The sequence below is a fragment of the Agrobacterium tumefaciens genome, assembly GCF_013337285.1.
In the GTDB taxonomy this organism is placed as follows: Bacteria; Pseudomonadota; Alphaproteobacteria; order Rhizobiales; family Rhizobiaceae; genus Agrobacterium; species Agrobacterium burrii.
On record NZ_SUPW01000010.1, the window covers coordinates 29047 to 45782 of the forward strand.

General features: G+C 60.2%; 12 protein-coding genes and 1 pseudogene. 6 read left to right on the forward strand and 7 right to left on the reverse strand.

Annotation, left to right across the window (positions count from 1 at the left end):
• Nucleotides 1–792: a Ku protein gene (locus tag FCH38_RS20910; RefSeq protein ID WP_153516029.1), complete on the reverse strand. Its 792-nt coding sequence runs from the start codon at nucleotides 790–792 to the stop codon at nucleotides 1–3.
• A gap of 83 nt (nucleotides 793–875) precedes the next feature.
• A pseudogene (locus FCH38_RS20915) lies at nucleotides 876–1019 on the reverse strand (nuclease PIN); the annotation flags it as partial.
• Nucleotides 1020–1132: 113 nt separating this feature from the next.
• On the opposite strand from FCH38_RS20915, the gene FCH38_RS20920 reads away from it, so the two are divergent.
• Entirely contained in the window at nucleotides 1133–1675 is a 543-nt protein-coding gene (locus FCH38_RS20920; protein WP_149900948.1) for an NUDIX hydrolase, read from the forward strand.
• Nucleotides 1676–1962: 287 nt separating this feature from the next.
• Here FCH38_RS20920 and FCH38_RS20925 read toward each other — a convergent pair whose 3' ends face one another.
• The gene (locus tag FCH38_RS20925) at nucleotides 1963–5121 is read right to left on the reverse strand and encodes an efflux RND transporter permease subunit (RefSeq protein ID WP_174375023.1); all 3159 of its coding nucleotides are present in this window, start codon (nucleotides 5119–5121) and stop codon (nucleotides 1963–1965) included.
• Nucleotide 5122: 1 nt separating this feature from the next.
• Entirely contained in the window at nucleotides 5123–6271 is a 1149-nt protein-coding gene (locus tag FCH38_RS20930; RefSeq protein WP_174375024.1) for an efflux RND transporter periplasmic adaptor subunit, read from the reverse strand.
• A 188-nt stretch (nucleotides 6272–6459) separates the two neighbouring features.
• On the opposite strand from FCH38_RS20930, the gene FCH38_RS20935 reads away from it, so the two are divergent.
• From FCH38_RS20935 to FCH38_RS20945, 3 genes are all read left to right on the forward strand, one after another.
• Complete coding sequence (locus tag FCH38_RS20935) at nucleotides 6460–7134, forward strand: response regulator transcription factor (RefSeq protein WP_153516033.1); 675 nt, start codon at nucleotides 6460–6462, stop codon at nucleotides 7132–7134.
• Complete coding sequence (locus tag FCH38_RS20940; RefSeq protein ID WP_174375025.1) at nucleotides 7131–8468, forward strand: sensor histidine kinase; 1338 nt, start codon at nucleotides 7131–7133, stop codon at nucleotides 8466–8468. The genes FCH38_RS20935 and FCH38_RS20940 overlap by 4 nt, the downstream gene beginning before the upstream one ends.
• A gap of 102 nt (nucleotides 8469–8570) precedes the next feature.
• Nucleotides 8571–9449: a DUF3313 domain-containing protein gene (locus tag FCH38_RS20945; RefSeq protein WP_174375026.1), complete on the forward strand. Its 879-nt coding sequence runs from the start codon at nucleotides 8571–8573 to the stop codon at nucleotides 9447–9449.
• A gap of 51 nt (nucleotides 9450–9500) precedes the next feature.
• Here the strand turns inward: FCH38_RS20945 and FCH38_RS20950 are convergent, their stop codons facing one another.
• On the reverse strand, nucleotides 9501–10409 hold the full coding sequence (locus FCH38_RS20950; protein ID WP_174375027.1) for a hydrogen peroxide-inducible genes activator: 909 nt from the start codon (nucleotides 10407–10409) through the stop codon (nucleotides 9501–9503).
• Nucleotides 10410–10618: 209 nt separating this feature from the next.
• Between FCH38_RS20950 and katG the strand changes: the two genes are divergently transcribed.
• Nucleotides 10619–12790: a catalase/peroxidase HPI gene (katG, locus tag FCH38_RS20955; protein WP_174375028.1), complete on the forward strand. Its 2172-nt coding sequence runs from the start codon at nucleotides 10619–10621 to the stop codon at nucleotides 12788–12790.
• Between the two features lie 163 nt (nucleotides 12791–12953).
• Here katG and FCH38_RS20960 read toward each other — a convergent pair whose 3' ends face one another.
• On the reverse strand, nucleotides 12954–13130 hold the full coding sequence (locus tag FCH38_RS20960; RefSeq protein ID WP_174375029.1) for a hypothetical protein: 177 nt from the start codon (nucleotides 13128–13130) through the stop codon (nucleotides 12954–12956).
• 216 nt (nucleotides 13131–13346) lie between these two features.
• Here FCH38_RS20960 and FCH38_RS20965 point away from each other — a divergent pair, with 216 nt between their 5' ends.
• Nucleotides 13347–14240, forward strand: coding sequence for a helix-turn-helix domain-containing protein (locus tag FCH38_RS20965; protein WP_210267274.1), 894 nt, complete (start codon nucleotides 13347–13349; stop codon nucleotides 14238–14240).
• A gap of 200 nt (nucleotides 14241–14440) precedes the next feature.
• Here FCH38_RS20965 and FCH38_RS20970 read toward each other — a convergent pair whose 3' ends face one another.
• The gene (locus FCH38_RS20970; protein ID WP_174375031.1) at nucleotides 14441–16561 is read right to left on the reverse strand and encodes a TonB-dependent siderophore receptor; all 2121 of its coding nucleotides are present in this window, start codon (nucleotides 16559–16561) and stop codon (nucleotides 14441–14443) included.
• Nucleotides 16562–16736 lie beyond the last annotated feature (175 nt).

Consider the following 16736-nt stretch of genomic DNA (forward strand, 5'->3'; position numbering starts at 1 on the left):
CTAGCGTCGCTTGTCGGCGGCAAGGCTTTTCTTCAGAGCGTCCATGATGTTGATGACATTGCCACCGGTGCGGGCTTTCGTGCCGGTTTTCTGTTTCGAGGACGGGGTCTCGTCACCTTTGGTCTTCAGCAGCGCCTTGATCTTTTTCTGGATGGGGTCCTGCACCAGGGTCGGCTTCCAGCCCGTCTTCTGTTTGCCGATGCGTTTTTCCATGGCATCCAGCAGGGGTCTGTCGATTTTCATTTTCGGCTCAAGCGCATCAATGCTCTCGCGCACTTCCTCGCCATAATGCAGCGTCCAAAGAATAATGCCCTTGCCGGAAGGCTCCAGCAGTACAGCTCGTTCGTGACGGTAGAGAACGAGCCGTGCGATACCGACAACGCCATTCGCCGACATGGCCTCCCGGATAACGCTGAAGGCTTCCGCGCCGATCTTGTCTTCCGGCCGCAGGAAGTGCGGGCGGTCGTACCAGATCCAGTCGATGGAACCTGTGGGAACGAAGGTCTTGATGTCGATCGTGCGGGTGCTTTCCAGCGCCACTGCATCGATCTCGTCATCTTCCAGCAGCACATAGTCGTCTTCGGCGCGGGGAAAACCCTTCACCTGGTTTTTCGCCGCCACCGGCCGGTGGGTGATGCTGTCGACATAGCGGCTTTCGACGCGATTGCCGGTCTTGCGATTGAGAATGTGGAAGCGGTATTTATTGCCTTCCGTGGTGGCGGGCGTCAGCGAAACGGCAGCGGTCACCAGCGACAGCTTCAGATAACCCTTCCAGAAAACCTGCCGTGCCATGTGATCCGCGATCCGTTTCGTCGCCATTGGTCTCGCGGATCAAACAGCCACAGGGTGGCTTTTGTTCCGGGAGAGGGCAACGACAGGTCGCAATTCCTCACGACGCCTGTGCCAACAAACAGTTGATCCAGAGCACCGGCCGCTTTGAAGACGGTCTCGGAATGTTTGCTGAACAGGTCAAAGAAGCGATCCCCGCGCGGCATCAGCTTGCGGAAAATGCTCATCATGTGAATTGGCCCTCAATGGCGCCATTTATGTTGTAGGGGGTAACTGTCATAAAACTGTCATAAATTCGGGCAGGGCATTGATGCAACCCGGAAAATCGGCACTATCAACGCAAATGAAATCTTCCAAGAAAAGCCGGAAAACCCGTCCGGCGCGCCCCCTGACACTGCTTCAGCAACTCGCTGCCGTCCCCGAAAAGCTCTTCACCGGCGCTTTTCGGCAGCAATATGCCGCCGTGTGTTTTCGCTACGGCGGCAACGGGGACGATATCGAAATCCTTCTCGTCACGTCGCGCACCACCCAGCGCTGGATCATTCCGCGCGGCTGGCCGATGAAACGCAAGAAGCCGCATGAGGCGGCGGCGATCGAGGCATGGGAAGAGGCGGGCGTGCGCGGCCGGGTGAGAAAGGCCGCCATTGGCCGTTACACCTATCTGAAGATGCTCGACAATGGCGATGTCGTCCCGTGCATGGTCGATGTGTTCCAGATCGAGGTGACGGGTGCGGAAACGAGCTTCAAGGAACGTGGCGAACGCCTGGTCGAATGGGTCCGTCCGGATGAGGCAGCGAGGCGCGTTCGGGAAATCGAATTGAAATCGTTGCTGGTTGATTTCAAGCCCAAGGGCAAAAGGAAAGACAGGGCGGGTGAGAGACCCTGACGGGCCGCCATGTTTTCCGTGAGCAGAGCCCAGACCTTACGCCGTAATGCCGTTGCAATACGACATACTCCAATTTGCCGGATGAATTTCGTCAGGTGCATTATGCGTTTATATCGTGCCGCCATGCGGCTTCTTGGCCGCTGCATCCATCCCATCGTCGTTTTGCCGTGCTTCTGGCGGGACCGGCCACCATACTTCTGCTTCGGTAAGACCCGTTGCCCCATTGATGGGAAAAGCGTTGCCGCTTCTCCCGTCAATAACCGGTTTCCTTGCGAAACAAGGGGCTTTCAGACGGGCTGCGCCTCGCGGGGTTGGCCCGATTCTGCCGTGTCCGGTTTTCCCGCGTCATCCGGCGCTTTTGGCAAAAGGTGGGCAAAACGCCTGACGATGCTGTCGATATAGGACAGGATGGTCGGCACGACGATCAGGGTGAGGAGGGTGGAGCTGATGAGACCGCCGACCACCGCATGCGCCATCGGCGCGCGCTGCGCACCGCCACCGCCGATGGCCAGCCCAAGCGGGATCATGCCGAAGATCATCGCAAGCGTCGTCATGATGATCGGTCGGAAGCGGATGACGCCGGCGTTCGCCAGCGCTTCGTTCAGCGAAAGCCCGCGTTTTCTTTCCCGATTGGCGAAGTCCACCAGCAAGATGCCATTCTTGGTGACGAGGCCCATCAGCATGATGAAGCCGATCAGCGAGAACATGTTGATCGTGCTGCCGGCCACCATCAATCCCAGAAGGACGCCGGCCAACGAGAGCGGCAGCGAGGCCATGATGGCGAGCGGCTGCAGGAAGCTGCCGAATTGCGAGGCAAGCACGATATAGATGAAAATAACCGCCATGATGAGCGCCTTGACCATATGGCCGATGGTCTCCTGCATCGTCTCGGCCTCGCCGCCGAAGCGGATGCGATAACCATCCGGCAGATCGCGGGCAGCGCTCAGGTTTTGGAGGGCATCCGTCACGTCACCAAGCGTGCGTCCTGCAAGATTGGCTGAAACCAGCACCTCGCGGCGATTGTCGATGCGACGGATTTCGGCCGGTGCCGGGGCAGCGCCGATCTCGGCCACCTGATCGAGACGCACCATCACCGGCGTGCCATTTGACGTCGTGCGACCGGTCGCGATCATCAATTCGCCGAGGGTTGCGGTGTCGGAACGACGTTCGCCGGGCAGGCGCACGACGATGTCATAGCTGTTGCCGTTCCTATCCGTCCATTTCGAAACATCTTCACCGCCAATGAGCGAGGAGAGGGCCGTGGCTAGATCGGAGCGGGAAATGCCAAGATCGCTCGCCGCCTCGCGTTTAAGACGCACGGAAAGGACCGAGGTCACGTTGCGGGCGCTGGAATTCACATCCACGAGGCCGGGGATTTTTTTCATGTCCTCGACCAGACCGGTGGCGATTTTTTCGAGAATGGCCCGGTCGTCGCCGAGGATGCTGAGCTGCACCGGGCTTTCGCCGCCGCCAAGACCGTCCTGAAGGATCGCAACCTCTATGCCCGGTATGGCTGACAGGCGCTTGCGGATCGGTTCGGCCAGCGTGGCGGGTGTTTGCGTGCGCATTGTCAGCGGAACGAGCCCCCCCAGCACCGTGGCGCGCTGCTTGCCCGCCGCGCCGCCGGTATTGATGGTGGAATAGAGCGTTTCGACCTCGGGGAACGCCCTCAGTGCCTTCTCGACCTGCCGTACTTTTGTCGTCGTGTAATCCAGTGAGGAACCGGCCGGGGCCGTCACGGTAATCTGAAAGCGGCCTTCATCGGTAGCAGGCACGAATTCCACGCCGACCAGCGGCACCATGAACAGGCTGCCGATGAAGATGCCCGATGTGGTGAGCAGGGTGATGAGCCGGTGGCGCAATGTCCAGCCGATCACATGCCGATATTGTTCGGCCAGCCATTCGAAACCATGATCGAAGCGCATAATCAACCGCCCGATCGGCCCGCGTCTGGCATCGGGTTGTGCATCCGGATCGTACCAGACGCTCGAAAGCATGGGATCAAGCGTGAAGGTGACAAAAAGGGAGATCAGTACCGCAGCTGACACGGTGACGCCGAATTCATAGAAGAACCGGCCGATAATGCCGTCCATGAAGGCGACCGGCAGGAAGACCGCCACGATGGTTGCGGTTGTCGCGATCACCGCAAGGCCGATTTCGTTGGTGCCGTCGAGCGCCGCGCGGATATGGGATTTGCCCATATGCAGATGACGGGTGATGTTCTCGCGCACGACGATGGCGTCATCCACCAGAATGCCGATGGAGAGTGTGAGCGCCAGAAGGCTGAGTGTATTGAGGGTGAAACCAAGGAAATCGATGACGGCAAGCGTGCCGATGATGGCGATTGGCAGTGTCAGGCCGGTAATGACCGTACTGCGCCAGGAATTCAAAAACAGGAAAACGATGGCGATGGCGAGCGCCGCCCCTTCGATCAGCGTCGTCTGCACCTGATTGACGGATTCCCGAATGGGCGTGGAGGTGTCGGTGACGATGCGCAATTGGACATTCTGCGTGGCCAGCTCGGTATTGAGCTGCTGGAGGCGGTTCCTCACATCCGTCACGACCTGAACCGTGTTGGCGTCCTGAACCTTGACGATATCGATCGCCAGCGCCGTCTGGCCATTGTAGAGGGCGCGGCTTTCGGCATCGACCGCCCCTTCGGAAACCGTGGCGACGTCGCGCAGCAGGATCGCTGCGCCACCACGCCTCGCCACGACCATGTCCAGCAGCGCCTGCGGTTCCTCGACGCGACCCTGAACCTGGATCGTGCGTTCGGATACGGGGTCGACGATGCTGCCGGCCGGGCTGTTGCCGTTGCCGGTGCGCAGCGCGTTCACCACCTCGTTGACGCCGACCCCGAGCGCCCGCATGCGGGTTTCGTCTATAGCAACGTCGATCTGCCGTTTGCGGCCGCCCACCAGCGTCGCCTGTCCGACACCTTCAACGGTAGTCAGCTGGCGCACCACCTTCTGGTCGGCAAGGGTGGTGAGCGCCGGCACGTCGAGCGACGTCGAACTGATTGCCAGCGAGAGGATAGGTTCGGCGGCGGGATCGAAACGGGAGACGACCGGCTTCTTGGCGTCTTCCGGCAAATTCGCCTCGATGGCGGCGACCTTGTCGCGCACATCCTGCGCCGCAGCGGCCCCTTCTACCTCAAGCTTGAATTTCACGACGACCACGGAGCGTCCCTCATAAGAGGTCGAGGTGATCTCATCCAGACCGCCGATGGCGTTCAGCGCATCCTCGACCGGGCGTGTCACTTCGGTTTCCACGGTCTCCGGCGTCGCACCCGGATAGGTGGTGACCACGACGACGACGGGCACGTCGACATTGGGATATTGATCCAGCCCCAGCCGCTGCAGCGAAAAGAGGCCCATGACCAGCAATGTCACCATCATCATGGTGGCGAAGACGGGATGGGAGACGGATATACGGGTCAAAAACATTTCAGCCTGCCTTATCGATGGTCACGGCCATGTCCGGCTGCAATTCCGGAAGCGGTGCAGTCAGGATCGTTTCTCCATCCTTCAGGCCCGTGGCGATCTCGATCAGGCTGCCGCCGTTCCAGCGTGATCCGAGCGCCACCGTCTGGCGACGCAAATGACCGTCCGTCACCTTGAGCACATGGTAGCCGGTCTCATCCTTGCGAAGCGCGATGGCGGGAACCACCAGCGCATCGTTTTTTTCGCGCACGAGGATTGATCCGCTGGCAAACATTCCGCCCCACAGCCGGCCGTCGCGATTGGCAAGCCGCAGATAGACGGCGACAAAACGTGTGCCATCCTCGGCAACCGGGCTGATACGCTCGACGGTGCTTTTGACGGTCTGGCCACCGAGGCCGTCAATCTCCAGTTCCGCCGTCTGGCCAAGGTTTACACGGGGAATATCGCGGGTGGCGACCAGAACCTTCGCTTCCAGCACGCTGGTATCGACCAGTGTGAGAAGCTCGCCATCGGCGCTGACGCGCGCGCCGGCTTCAGCCAGCCGGCGGGTGACAGTACCACTGAAAGGCGCGCGGATTTCGGCGTTGCTCAGCGCGAGGCGGGCGATATCTGTCTGGGCCGAAAGGCTTTGAACCCTTGCGGTTTTCACCACGACATCGCTTTTCGCCTTGTCCAGCTGTTCCGCCGATGTGATGTTTTTGTTGGCAAGCTGTTCGGTTCTCGCCAGTGCCAGCATTGCCAGCGTCAGTTCGGCCTCGGCCGCATCCCGGTCGCTTTGCCGTTGCAGCAGCGCCGCTTGCAGGTCATCGGTCTCAAAGCGCACCACTACATCACCCGCCCTGACCGCCTGTCCGTCCCGGACGCTCATCTCCAGAATTTTCCCGGCCTCGCGGGCGCGGATCACGATGCGGTTGACCGGCTGGAGTTCACCGCTGATGCTGAGCTTCTCCACCATCTGGCGTGCGCCGATCTTTGCCGTTTCCGAAGCCGTCAGTTCGAAGGGAATGCCGGCCGGGCTAAGGGTGGTGGCTTCGACAATTCCCCTGACGCGCTCGTTGGCATCGACGCTGCCGCGCGCCGGGTCGAGGGCAGTAACGACGAGCGCGCAGCCCGCAAGCGCGATCCCGGCCTTGATGCTTCTCTTCACCCACATAACACAATCCTTCTAGGCAAAGTTCTTTGGGTAACGGCTCACCGAGCCGTCACGTCGCCTGTTATTCAGGCGGATGGTGTCTGGATAAGGGGCCATAATTGCAGCAGCATTACCCTGCCGCATCGTCTTTGCCGCAATACTGCCGCAACCTTTCTGGCAGAGAACGGCTGGTGAAGGGACGGTGACGTATGAGACTTCTGTTGATCGAAGATGAAAAGGAAATGGCGGATGCGCTGACGGCGACGCTCGGCAAGCAGGGCATTGTCATTGACCACACCATGCGGCTTGGCGATGCGATGGAGCTGACACGCCAGCATGTTTACGACGCCATCCTGCTCGACCGCAGGTTACCGGACGGTGAGGGGCTTGCCTTCATCCCGAAACTGCGCCGCGCCGGTGTCGATACGCCGATTATCCTCTTGACGGCAATGAACGAGCCGGAAGATCGCATCGCGGGACTGGATGGCGGCGCGGATGACTATCTGGGAAAGCCGTTTCTTGTCGGCGAGCTTCTGGCGCGGGTGCGCGCGGTTCTGAGGCGGCCGGCAAACCTTGCTCCGGCCCAGATCGCCGTCGGCCGGATCGTGATCGACCCGCTGCATCTCAGCGTCACCATCAATTCGCTTCCCTTCGATCTTCCCAGACGCGAGCTTCTGGTTCTCGTCGCACTCGCCAAACGCAAGGGTAAATCCGTGCTGCGTTCCACGCTCGAGGCGGCGGTCTATAATTACGAGGAGGAAATCCAGTCCAATGCGCTTGACGCGCATATATCGCGGCTGCGCAAGCGTCTGCTGGACGTCTCGGCCGGGGTGAGCGTGCATAATATCCGCGGCATCGGTTATCTGCTGAAGGAAGAGGCATGAAGGTGAAGGGCAAGTCCAATCCGTCTTTGTGGTGGCAATTGAGCTGGCAGCTCAGCATTGTCGTCTCCGCCATGATCGCGGTCGTCATCGTCGGCCTCTGCATTTACGGGGTGATGCGGGTCTCTCCCAATATCGGGCTTTGGGAGGATCTGTCTTCGACACTCGACGGCTCGCTTTCGCTCGATCCGCAGAAAGGGCTCGTCATCACCGAGGGGCCGGCGCTCAAGGCCCTCAAGGCGGAGAATGAAGAACTCTGGTTCGTTGCCTCGACGCTGGATGGCCAGTCCGTGACCTATGGCGCTGTGCCGGCGGTCTATGCCGAGCTATCGCGTTACGCCCATCTGATGATGGACGCTGATATTCGCGGCGGCGCCGGCATATCCGAGGTCGCGCTGTCTGAAAGTCTCGATACGGCATCTGGCCCGCTGAGGGTCATGTTCGGCGGAACCTCCCATATCAGCGCGTCGTTTCTGACGCTTCTTCTCGGCACCTATCCGATCTATGTTCCGCTGCTGGCGGTTATCCTGCCTGCAGTGTTCTTTTCCGTGCCGCGCATCGTGCGCCAGGCGCTCGCCGGTCTCAGTTCCGTCGTCCGGAAAGCCCCGGAGATCGACCCGCGCCGGGCGGGCTCGAAGCTGCCCGTCGAGGACGTGCCACGGGAAGTCGTGCCGCTGATCGTATCCTTCAACAGCATCCTCGAACGGCTAGAGCAGCAGTTCCGGGCGCGGCAACGGTTTCTCATCGATGCGGCGCATGAGCTAAGGACACCGATCGCCATCATGCAGACCCGGATAGAGGGCCTGCCGGAAGGGCCGGACCGGCAGCGGCTGATGGAGGATGTCGCACGGCTCGGCGAAACCGCCGAGCAGCTTCTGGCCGTGGAGCGGAACGATCAGGTGCATGACCGTTGGGAGACGGTCGATCTCGTCGAAATCGCCCGTACGGTCGTTGCCGATCTTGCGCCGCTGGCGCTGTCTGTGGGTTACGATATTTCCTTCGACACGCAGATCGCGCGCTACGAGATGCAGGGCAACCCCTTCGCCCTGCCGCGCGCCGTCAGTAATATCGTGCGCAACGCCATCGACCATGGCGGAAACAGAGGGATGATCCATGTTTCGGTTCTCGCAAACGGTGAAATTGCGATTTCCGATGAAGGGCAGGGCATAGCGGAAGACCAGCAGGAGCGGATATTCGAGCCATTTTATCGCGTGACGCCGCGAAGCACGGGAGCAGGTCTGGGTCTCAGTCTCGTCAAGCAGATCGTCGCTGACCACAATGGACGTGTCCTTCTGGAAAGCTCCGCCTTCGGAAGCACATTCCGGCTCTGCTTCTGAGCGCCATTTGCAGCGCCTGCGGACCGCGATTGTAATGCTGCCGCAATTTTAGCTGTCGTAGCGTGCGGGGCACAGGAAATCTTTCCAACCGGAGCACATGCAATGAAACACCAGCGGAATCCGTTCGTCACGGCCAGCGGCAGCAGAGTTGTGCGCAGCCGCAGCGCCTCCTTCGCCGCTTTGCCCTTCGCTCTCATTATGTCAGGCTGCACCTCCGTGCCGCTGCAGGAAGGTGGCACGCTGACATCCTACGCACAGCTCAGCCCAGCCAAGGGAAAATTCACCAAGACCAGGACTTTCGTTGACGCCAAGGGGCTGGCTGCCGTCAAAACCGTCGCCATTGTGCCCACCACCTTTTCCTTCACCGCCTCTTCGCGTGTCCCGTCGGAAAAAGACCGCGTACTCGTCTCAAATGCGCTGGATCGAGCCATCTGCGTGGCGCTCAGCGATAAATACCGGATCGCCGCCCATGGCCAGCCAGCGGATATGACCGTCCGCACGGTCATCACCGATCTGGTTCCCACCAATAAGACCATGGCAGGGGTCTCCACGGCGGTTTCGCTCGGCAGCAGCTTTGTCCTGCCGGTCAGCGTGCCACGCCTGCCCGTCGGGCTCGGTGGTCTGGCTGTCGAGGCGGAAGCCGTCGATAACGTCGGTGTCCAGCGGGCGGCTGCCGTCTGGTCCAAGGGCGCCAATTCCATCACCGACAATCCCCGCGTTTCAGAAATAGGCGACGCTTATGGCCTCGCCGACGATTTCTCCAATTATTTTGCGCGCATTCTGGTGACGGGCAAGGTCTCTGATGGGCTGAACCTTTCTATTCCTTCGGGGCACCGAATCCGGTCTGCCTTGGGCGGAAAACCGAAATACGCCGAATGCGACGCCTATGGCCGCTCACGGGGTTTGCAGGGCATGGTGGCCGACAAATTCGGCGCACCGCCCGAATGGACTGACAAGCAGGCAAAGGCCGCTTCGCGATAGGATCAGCCAGCCTTACCGCAGCTTGGGCGCGCGGCGATCCGGCCGCCGCCTCTACGAAGACAGGCCAAGTTTCTCAATGCCGCATTCGCGGACGATCTCCGAAATATGGGCGAACTGCGCAGACAGCGGATTGCTCTTGCGCCACACCATGCCGATGGTCCGTGATGGGCGCGGTTCCGCCAGCCGGAAGACCGAGACCGTGGACTGGCGTGTTTCCATATCGACCGCCATCTGCGGAATGAGCGTGACGCCGATGCCGGCGCCGACCATCTGCACAAGGGTGGAGAGCGAGCTGCCCTCCATCAAGACGCGCGGCGGCGCATTCGTCGTGCTGCAGAAGGAAAGCGCCTGATTGCGGAAACAATGGCCTTCTTCGAGCAGCAGCAGGCGCATTTCACCCAGCTTGTCGGCGCTCGGCACCGGCATGCCCGCATCCTCCATCGGCCGCACCAGAATGAACTCCTCTGAAAACAGGGGAACCTCTTCCAGCGAGGGTTCCGAGACGGGAAGGGCGACGAGCGCCATGTCCAGCTTCGCCTCCAGCAGGTCCTCGATGAGTTTCTGCGTCACCGCCTCGCGTGGGCGGGTCTCCAGTCCGGGATAATGTCGGGTGAGCGTCTTGATGACCTGTGGTAAAAGATAAGGTGCGACGGTCGGGATGACGCCGATGCGCAGGCGGCCGCTGAGCGGGCCATGCCGCGCCCGTGCCAGATCCTGCAACTCATCCACGGAGCGAAGGATCGAACGGGTGCGTTCGGCGAATTCCTCACCAAGCGCCGTCAGCCGGATCTGGCGGCTGCCGCGTTCGACAAGCGGCGCGCCGATCAGCTCTTCCAGCTCGCGGATCTGCAGAGAAAGTGCTGGTTGGGAAATCGCACATGCCTCCGCCGCCCGGCCGAAATGGCCGATCTTGGCGAGCGCGTCGAAATAACGGAGATGTTTCATGGAGAGGCCAATCATAAGCTCAGCATATCGCAGCCTTTAGAATATACAATTGGAAATTATGGAACCCGGCTGTTAGTCATCTTCATGACAGAAAGAAGCTGTAGCTGTGAAAGATCACCAGCGTCGCTGCATGGTTTCCTGAAACCTGCCGCGGGCTGGCCCCAACAGGCTGCACATGTCGAATTGATTATTTCGTTTAATTGCTAAACCCATCGGAGGGCGAAATGGACGCAACTTCAAAACCGGCTGGCAAGTGTCCCGTCATGCATGGAGGCAATACGGCCTCTGGTAAATCGGTGACCGAATGGTGGCCGAACGCGCTGAACCTCGACATTTTGCATCAGCACGACACCAAGACCAATCCGCTCGGCACCTCCTTCAACTACCGCGAAGCGCTGAAGACGCTTGACGTCGAGGCCCTGAAGGCCGATCTGCGCGCCCTGATGACCGATAGCCAGGAATGGTGGCCGGCCGACTGGGGCAGCTATGTCGGCATGATGGCCCGCGTCACCTGGCACGCTGCCGGCTCTTACCGCGTGACGGACGGACGTGGCGGCGCCAACACCGGCAACCAGCGTTTTGCACCGCTCAACTCCTGGCCGGATAACGTTAACACCGACAAGGGTCGTCGCCTGCTGTGGCCGATCAAGAAGAAATACGGCAACAAGCTTTCCTGGGCCGACCTCATCGCGCTCGCCGGCACGATTGCCTATGACGTTGCCGGTTTGAGAACATATGGCTTTGCTTTCGGCCGTGAAGATATCTGGGCGCCGGAAAAGGACACCTATTGGGGTGACGAGAAGGAATGGCTGGCGCCAAGCGACGGCCGTTACGGCGACGTGAGCAAGCCCGAGACGCTGGAAAACCCGCTTGCCGCCGTGCAGATGGGTCTCATCTACGTCAACCCGGAAGGTGTCAACGGCAAGTCCGATCCGCTGGCGACGGCGGCGCAGATGCGCGAAACCTTCGCCCGCATGGGCATGGACGATGAGGAAACCGTGGCTCTCACGGCCGGCGGCCACACCATCGGTAAGTCGCACGGCAATGGCAGTGCGGCCAACCTCAGTCCCGATCCGGAAGCCGCAGGCCCTGAGTATCAGGGTCTCGGCTGGATCAACACCAAGGGCCGCGGCATTGGACGTGACACCGTGGTGTCGGGCATCGAAGGCGCATGGACGAGCGAGCCGACCAAATGGGACAACGGCTTCTTCGACATGCTGTTCAAGCATGAGTGGACATTGACGCACAGCCCCGCCGGTGCATCGCAATGGGCGCCGATCACCATCGCCGAAGAAGACAAGCCTGTCGACGTCGAGGATGCCTCGATCCGCACCATCCCGATGATGACCGATGCCGATATGGCCCTGAAGGTCGATCCGATCTACCGCGAGATTTCGCTGCGGTTCAAGGACGATCAGGACCACTTCTCTGACGTTTTTGCCCGTGCCTGGTTCAAGCTGACGCATCGCGATATGGGGCCGAAGTCCCGTTATATCGGCCCGGATGTTCCGGCTGAAGACCTGATCTGGCAGGACCCGGTGCCTGAGGGTTCCACGAGCTACAATGTGGCTGCCGTTCAGGCGAAGATCGCCGCTTCCGGCCTGCCGGTTGCAGATCTGGTTGCGACCGCATGGGACAGCGCCCGCACCTTCCGCGGTTCGGACAAGCGCGGCGGCGCCAATGGCGCCCGCATTCGCCTAGCACCGCAGAAGGACTGGGAAGGCAACGAGCCCGCCCGTCTTTCCCGTGTGCTTTCGGTTCTCGAGCCGATTGCCCGTGAAACCGGCGCAAGCATCGCCGATGTGATCGTTCTGGCCGGCAATTACGGTGTGGAACAGGCGGCGAAAGCGGCCGGCTTCGACATCGCTGTGCCCTTTACGGCCGGCCGTGGCGATGCTTCCGCCGAGCAGACGGATGCCGACAGCTTCGCCCCGCTTGAGCCGCTGGCGGATGGTTTCCGCAACTGGGTCAAGAAGGACTATGTTGTCAGCCCCGAAGAACTGCTGCTCGACCGGGCGCAGCTACTCGGCCTCACAGCGCCGGAACTGACCGTTCTCATCGGCGGCCTGCGCGTCATCGGCGCCAATTATGGCGGTGCGGCGCATGGCGTGTTCACCCAGACACCGGGTGCACTGACGACGGACTTCTTCACGACGCTGACGGATATGGCCTATTCCTGGGTTCCGACCGGCAATAATCTCTACGAGATTCGTGACCGCAGGACCGGAGCGGCCAGATATACGGCGACCCGAGTCGATCTCGTAATCGGCTCCAACTCCATCCTGCGCGCCTATGCGGAAGTCTATGCGCAGGACGATAGCAGGGAAAAATTCGTCCGCGACTTCATTGCCGCCTGGACGAAGGTGATGAACGCCGACCGTTTCGACCTCGTCTGAGCGGAAAGGTGACCACTCAATAAAACAAAACCTCCCCGAGCGATCGGGGAGGTTTTTTTGACTCTGCCAAAGCTATCCAGACGCTGCGTTGTCCTCGGGGTGAGCCAATGATGACGCATAAGAGGGGATGCGTGGCTGGCGGCGGTCGGGGTCAAAAAAACTGTCAGCGGCGGTCGAATGATGAAACCGGCCGGTCAGCGGCTGGTTTTTCGGCCTTCCCCAAGGGGGCCTTGCCGCCTTTTTCATTTTCGTGCGCATCCGGCCCGGCAACGATGACCCCGTGGCCCTGTTCTTCGCGCTTCTTGTCGGCGAAATCGCCCGCTTCCTTCTTGCGATCCATGTTCATCTCCCGTGTTGAGGTCCTGTCATGGATTTAACGGGCAGTGCGGGCGGAGGTTCCAGAAGTGCCGCGCAAGAGAATGTTTCTCTTTATAACGATCTTTGCTATTAACATGAATTGATAAGTCATGTTATTGGCGTGGGGCGCGATGTCTGTTGCGGCGTTTGCCGTTTCCCGCGTCCCCAACCTCGGCTCGACAACCGGACGGTAACCGCATTGAGTTTCTGGCATTCCATGACCTGGCACACGGAAGGGATCAGCGTTACCGCGCCGGTCAAATGGCGCCAGTTTGACGGGCTGGTCAGCGCGTTCTGGGAGGCCGAAAGCCAGATGGGGGCGAAGGGTTATTATCTGGCCGCCGATCCCCGCATCATGATTTTCTTCAACGATGTCTCGTCACGGATCCGGATTTCCAACCGCGATGGCGAGCTTTCGCAGCATTCGCGGCCAATGACGCGGGCGGTCTATGTGCCGGCCGGCGTGCCGATGTGGACGAGCAGCAACGCCACGCATCGCTTTTCGCACCTCAACCTGCATATCCACAAAGACCGGCTTTTGCGCTTCCTGTCGCCGGCGGTCGGTGGTTCGGCAGCCATGACGGCGCTGCGCCGTCCGGTCGAGATACAGGATATCGGCGCGGTGGAAACGCTGGCAGGCCTGCTTGTCGATGAACTGGCCGAGCCTTCGAAACATCCGCTTTATGCCGAAAGCCTGGTCGGCGGCATCGTCGCTGGACTGCTGGATATTCCCGGTCCGACGCCCGAGCAGGCCAATGGCAGGCTGACGCAGGCACAGATGAACAGGCTGCTCGCCCGGGTCGAAAAGCGCGGTGACGACCGCATGACGGTTGCCGAAATGGCCGATATTGTCGGGCTTTCCGAAAGCTGGTTCGCCACCGTGTTTCGCCAGACCACGGGTAAAACGCCGCTGCAATGGCAGCTGGAGCGGCGGATCAATGCCGCCCAGAAACTTCTGCTGGAGGGCGATCTGACCGTGGCCGATATCGCCGCGCAGCTTGGTTTTTCGGATCAGGCCCATCTGACCAAGGCCTTTCGCCACTCGGTGGGCGATACGCCAGCCGCCTGGCGGCGCATGCACAGGCTGCTGTGAACCGGCGCGCCTTGCCGTCTATGCGCAGCGGTTGGCGCAATTCCACAAGCCTCGCTCTACGTCATCCTCGGGCTTGTCCTGAGGATCTGCTGCCTTCTGACTTGATGAGATGTGGTTAGATCCTCGGGACAAGCCCGAGGATGACGTTGAACATTAGAAGAATTGTGCAATACACTGAAAAATATTGCTAATCTCGATGTTTACCACGTCTTGCGCAGGGTAACGGAGAACGCCCGGCCGGGATTGTAGAAATCAGCGCCGAACCCGCCATAAGCAACATGTTTTTCGTTGAAGAGGTTGGAGACATTCACGTCCAGAGAGGCGGTTTCCTGGATTTTGTAGCTTACTGCCGCATCCACGGTGATGCTGCTGCCGGTAGAAACCTTGTTGGCGTTGTCGAAATAATAGGAGCCGGTGTAGCGGCCGCCGAGGCCGAAGGTCGTGTCGCCGAAGTGGTCGTTACCTTCAAGCGTGTAGTTGACCCATAGCGAGGCCTGATGTTCCGGCACGAATTGCGGCCGGTTGCCAACATTGCCGCCCGTGCCGTTTTCTGTGATTTCCGCGTTGAGATAGGAATAGGCCGCCGTCAGGCTGAGATTGTCGGTGACTTCCGCCTTGGCTTCCAGATCGAGACCACGCACGCGGACTTCGCCGATGGTGGTGGGTAGGCTGGTGATCGGGCTGGTGACGGTGATGTTATTTTTCTTCAGGTCATAGATCGAGGCGGTAAACAGGGCGGGGAAAGCCTCCGGCCGGTATTTGATGCCAAGTTCGATCTGTTCGCCGCGCTCCGGTTCAACGGTGAGCCCCGATGCCGGCACCACCGATTCGGCATAGCTGATATAGGGCGCGATCTCATTGGTGACCTTGTAGGACACGCCGATACGCTTGGTCAGTTCGCTGATGTCGCCGCTCGCCGTCGTGCCGTTCAGCCGGTTGGTCTGGTCGGTGTCGATCCAGTCGTTGCGCAGGCCGGCGCTGACGATCAGCCTGTCGAAGAAGGTCAGGTCCTGTTGCAGGTAGATCGACTTGGTCTTCTGGTCCGTCAGCGAGTTGGAGAAGAGCGGCACCGAGGAGGGCGCGCCGGTATAGACGGGGTTCATCCAGTTGATGTCGGGCGCAGCGCCGAAGTAGTTTTTGCTGCCGGACGAGTAGTCGTTATAAAAAACGCCGACGAGGCTGCGGCTCTCGACGCTTTCCAGCGTCGTGTCGTATTGCAGCCGGGTGTCGATCAGGAAATTTTCGGTCTCGGTATCGTTGCCGAAATAGGAGCGATTGGCGATGGTCGAACCGTTGGTCGGCGTGGACGAAATATAGGCGTAGCCGAAATCGGTGTTGGTCTTGCTGTAGCGCGCATTGGAACTCAGTGTCAGGCCCGAGCCGAAATCGTGGTCGAACATCACGCTCAGCGAATTGCGGTTTGTGCCGCGATAATTGTAGTCCGGTTCGCCGAAGAAACGGCTGCGGTCGAAATGCGAGCCAACCGGATGGCCGCCGCCACCGGGAACGCCGTCCTTGTTAAGGTGATCATAAACCACGGTCAGGCTGGTGACATCGGTCGGGCGCCATGTCAGGCCGCCCATGAAGAATTTCTCGTCATCGCGGGAATAATCATATTCCGCATCGGCGTTGCGGAGCTTGCCGGTGAGACGATAGGACAGCGTGTCGTCGCTGGTGATGTTGTCGCCGAAGTCGAAGCCGGTTTCGGCGCGGCTATAGGAGCCGCCGGTGATATAGGCTTCGCCGAAGCGGGCGCGTTTCGGTACCTTGGTGGAATAATTCACCGAGCCGCCGGGATCCGAGACGCCAAAGGTGGTGGAGTTGCCACCCTTCAGCACTTCCACGCGCTCATAGGCATAGGTTTCCTCACGCGCCGCACCGAAAGGGCGGCCGAGCGTCAGGCCGTCGCGATAGGTATAGGCATCGAAGCCGCGAATCTTGAAATAGTCGAAACGATCGTCGGAGCCGTAGAAATCCGTGGTTACGCCGGCGGTATATTGCAGCGCCTCTTCCACGGTCTGCACACCGCGCTGCTGCATTTCCCTGGCGGTGATGACGGAAACGGAGGCTGGCGTATCGAGAATGTCGGTCGCCATCTTGCTGCCGCTCGTCGTGCGGGTGGCGACGATGGACTTCTGGTCATTGTCGCCGCTGTCGATGGTGATCCGTTCCAGAACCGTGCTGCCGCTTGTATTGGCAGCCTCCTGCGCCAGCGACCGGCCGGGCAGGGTGGCGACAAGCGCCGTGCAGGCAAGTAGGGTGGCTTTCCCATAAAAATGTGGCGCGGTTTTACGGTTTTTGCCGTCGATTTCGATTTTCATTGCCAGATTCCAGAAGTTGATGCCCCGATCGCCGCTTGCACGGCCCACTCTCGAAGCGCCCAATAACTTGAGAAAGTTTGTCCGGTATTGTAACTTTTTGCGGTTTTGTACAAAACCCCGGAAATTTCACCGCTGTTCGGGCGGCATCTCTTCCTTAGACTTGACGGGGGCATGT

Excerpts from the sequence above, each read along its gene's own strand:
- katG (WP_174375028.1), top strand. The coding sequence starts at position 10,619 with ATGGACGCAACTTCAAAACCGGCTGGCAAGTGTCCCGTCATGCATGGA.
- FCH38_RS20935 (WP_153516033.1), top strand. The coding sequence starts at position 6,460 with ATGAGACTTCTGTTGATCGAAGATGAAAAGGAAATGGCGGATGCGCTG.
- FCH38_RS20925 (WP_174375023.1), bottom strand. The coding sequence starts at position 5,121 with ATGTTTTTGACCCGTATATCCGTCTCCCATCCCGTCTTCGCCACCATG.
- FCH38_RS20970 (WP_174375031.1), bottom strand. The coding sequence starts at position 16,561 with ATGAAAATCGAAATCGACGGCAAAAACCGTAAAACCGCGCCACATTTT.
- FCH38_RS20920 (WP_149900948.1), top strand. The coding sequence starts at position 1,133 with ATGAAATCTTCCAAGAAAAGCCGGAAAACCCGTCCGGCGCGCCCCCTG.
- FCH38_RS20940 (WP_174375025.1), top strand. The coding sequence starts at position 7,131 with ATGAAGGTGAAGGGCAAGTCCAATCCGTCTTTGTGGTGGCAATTGAGC.
- FCH38_RS20960 (WP_174375029.1), bottom strand. The coding sequence starts at position 13,130 with ATGGATCGCAAGAAGGAAGCGGGCGATTTCGCCGACAAGAAGCGCGAA.
- FCH38_RS20930 (WP_174375024.1), bottom strand. The coding sequence starts at position 6,271 with ATGTGGGTGAAGAGAAGCATCAAGGCCGGGATCGCGCTTGCGGGCTGC.
- FCH38_RS20945 (WP_174375026.1), top strand. The coding sequence starts at position 8,571 with ATGAAACACCAGCGGAATCCGTTCGTCACGGCCAGCGGCAGCAGAGTT.
- FCH38_RS20910 (WP_153516029.1), bottom strand. The coding sequence starts at position 792 with ATGGCACGGCAGGTTTTCTGGAAGGGTTATCTGAAGCTGTCGCTGGTG.
- FCH38_RS20950 (WP_174375027.1), bottom strand. The coding sequence starts at position 10,409 with ATGATTGGCCTCTCCATGAAACATCTCCGTTATTTCGACGCGCTCGCC.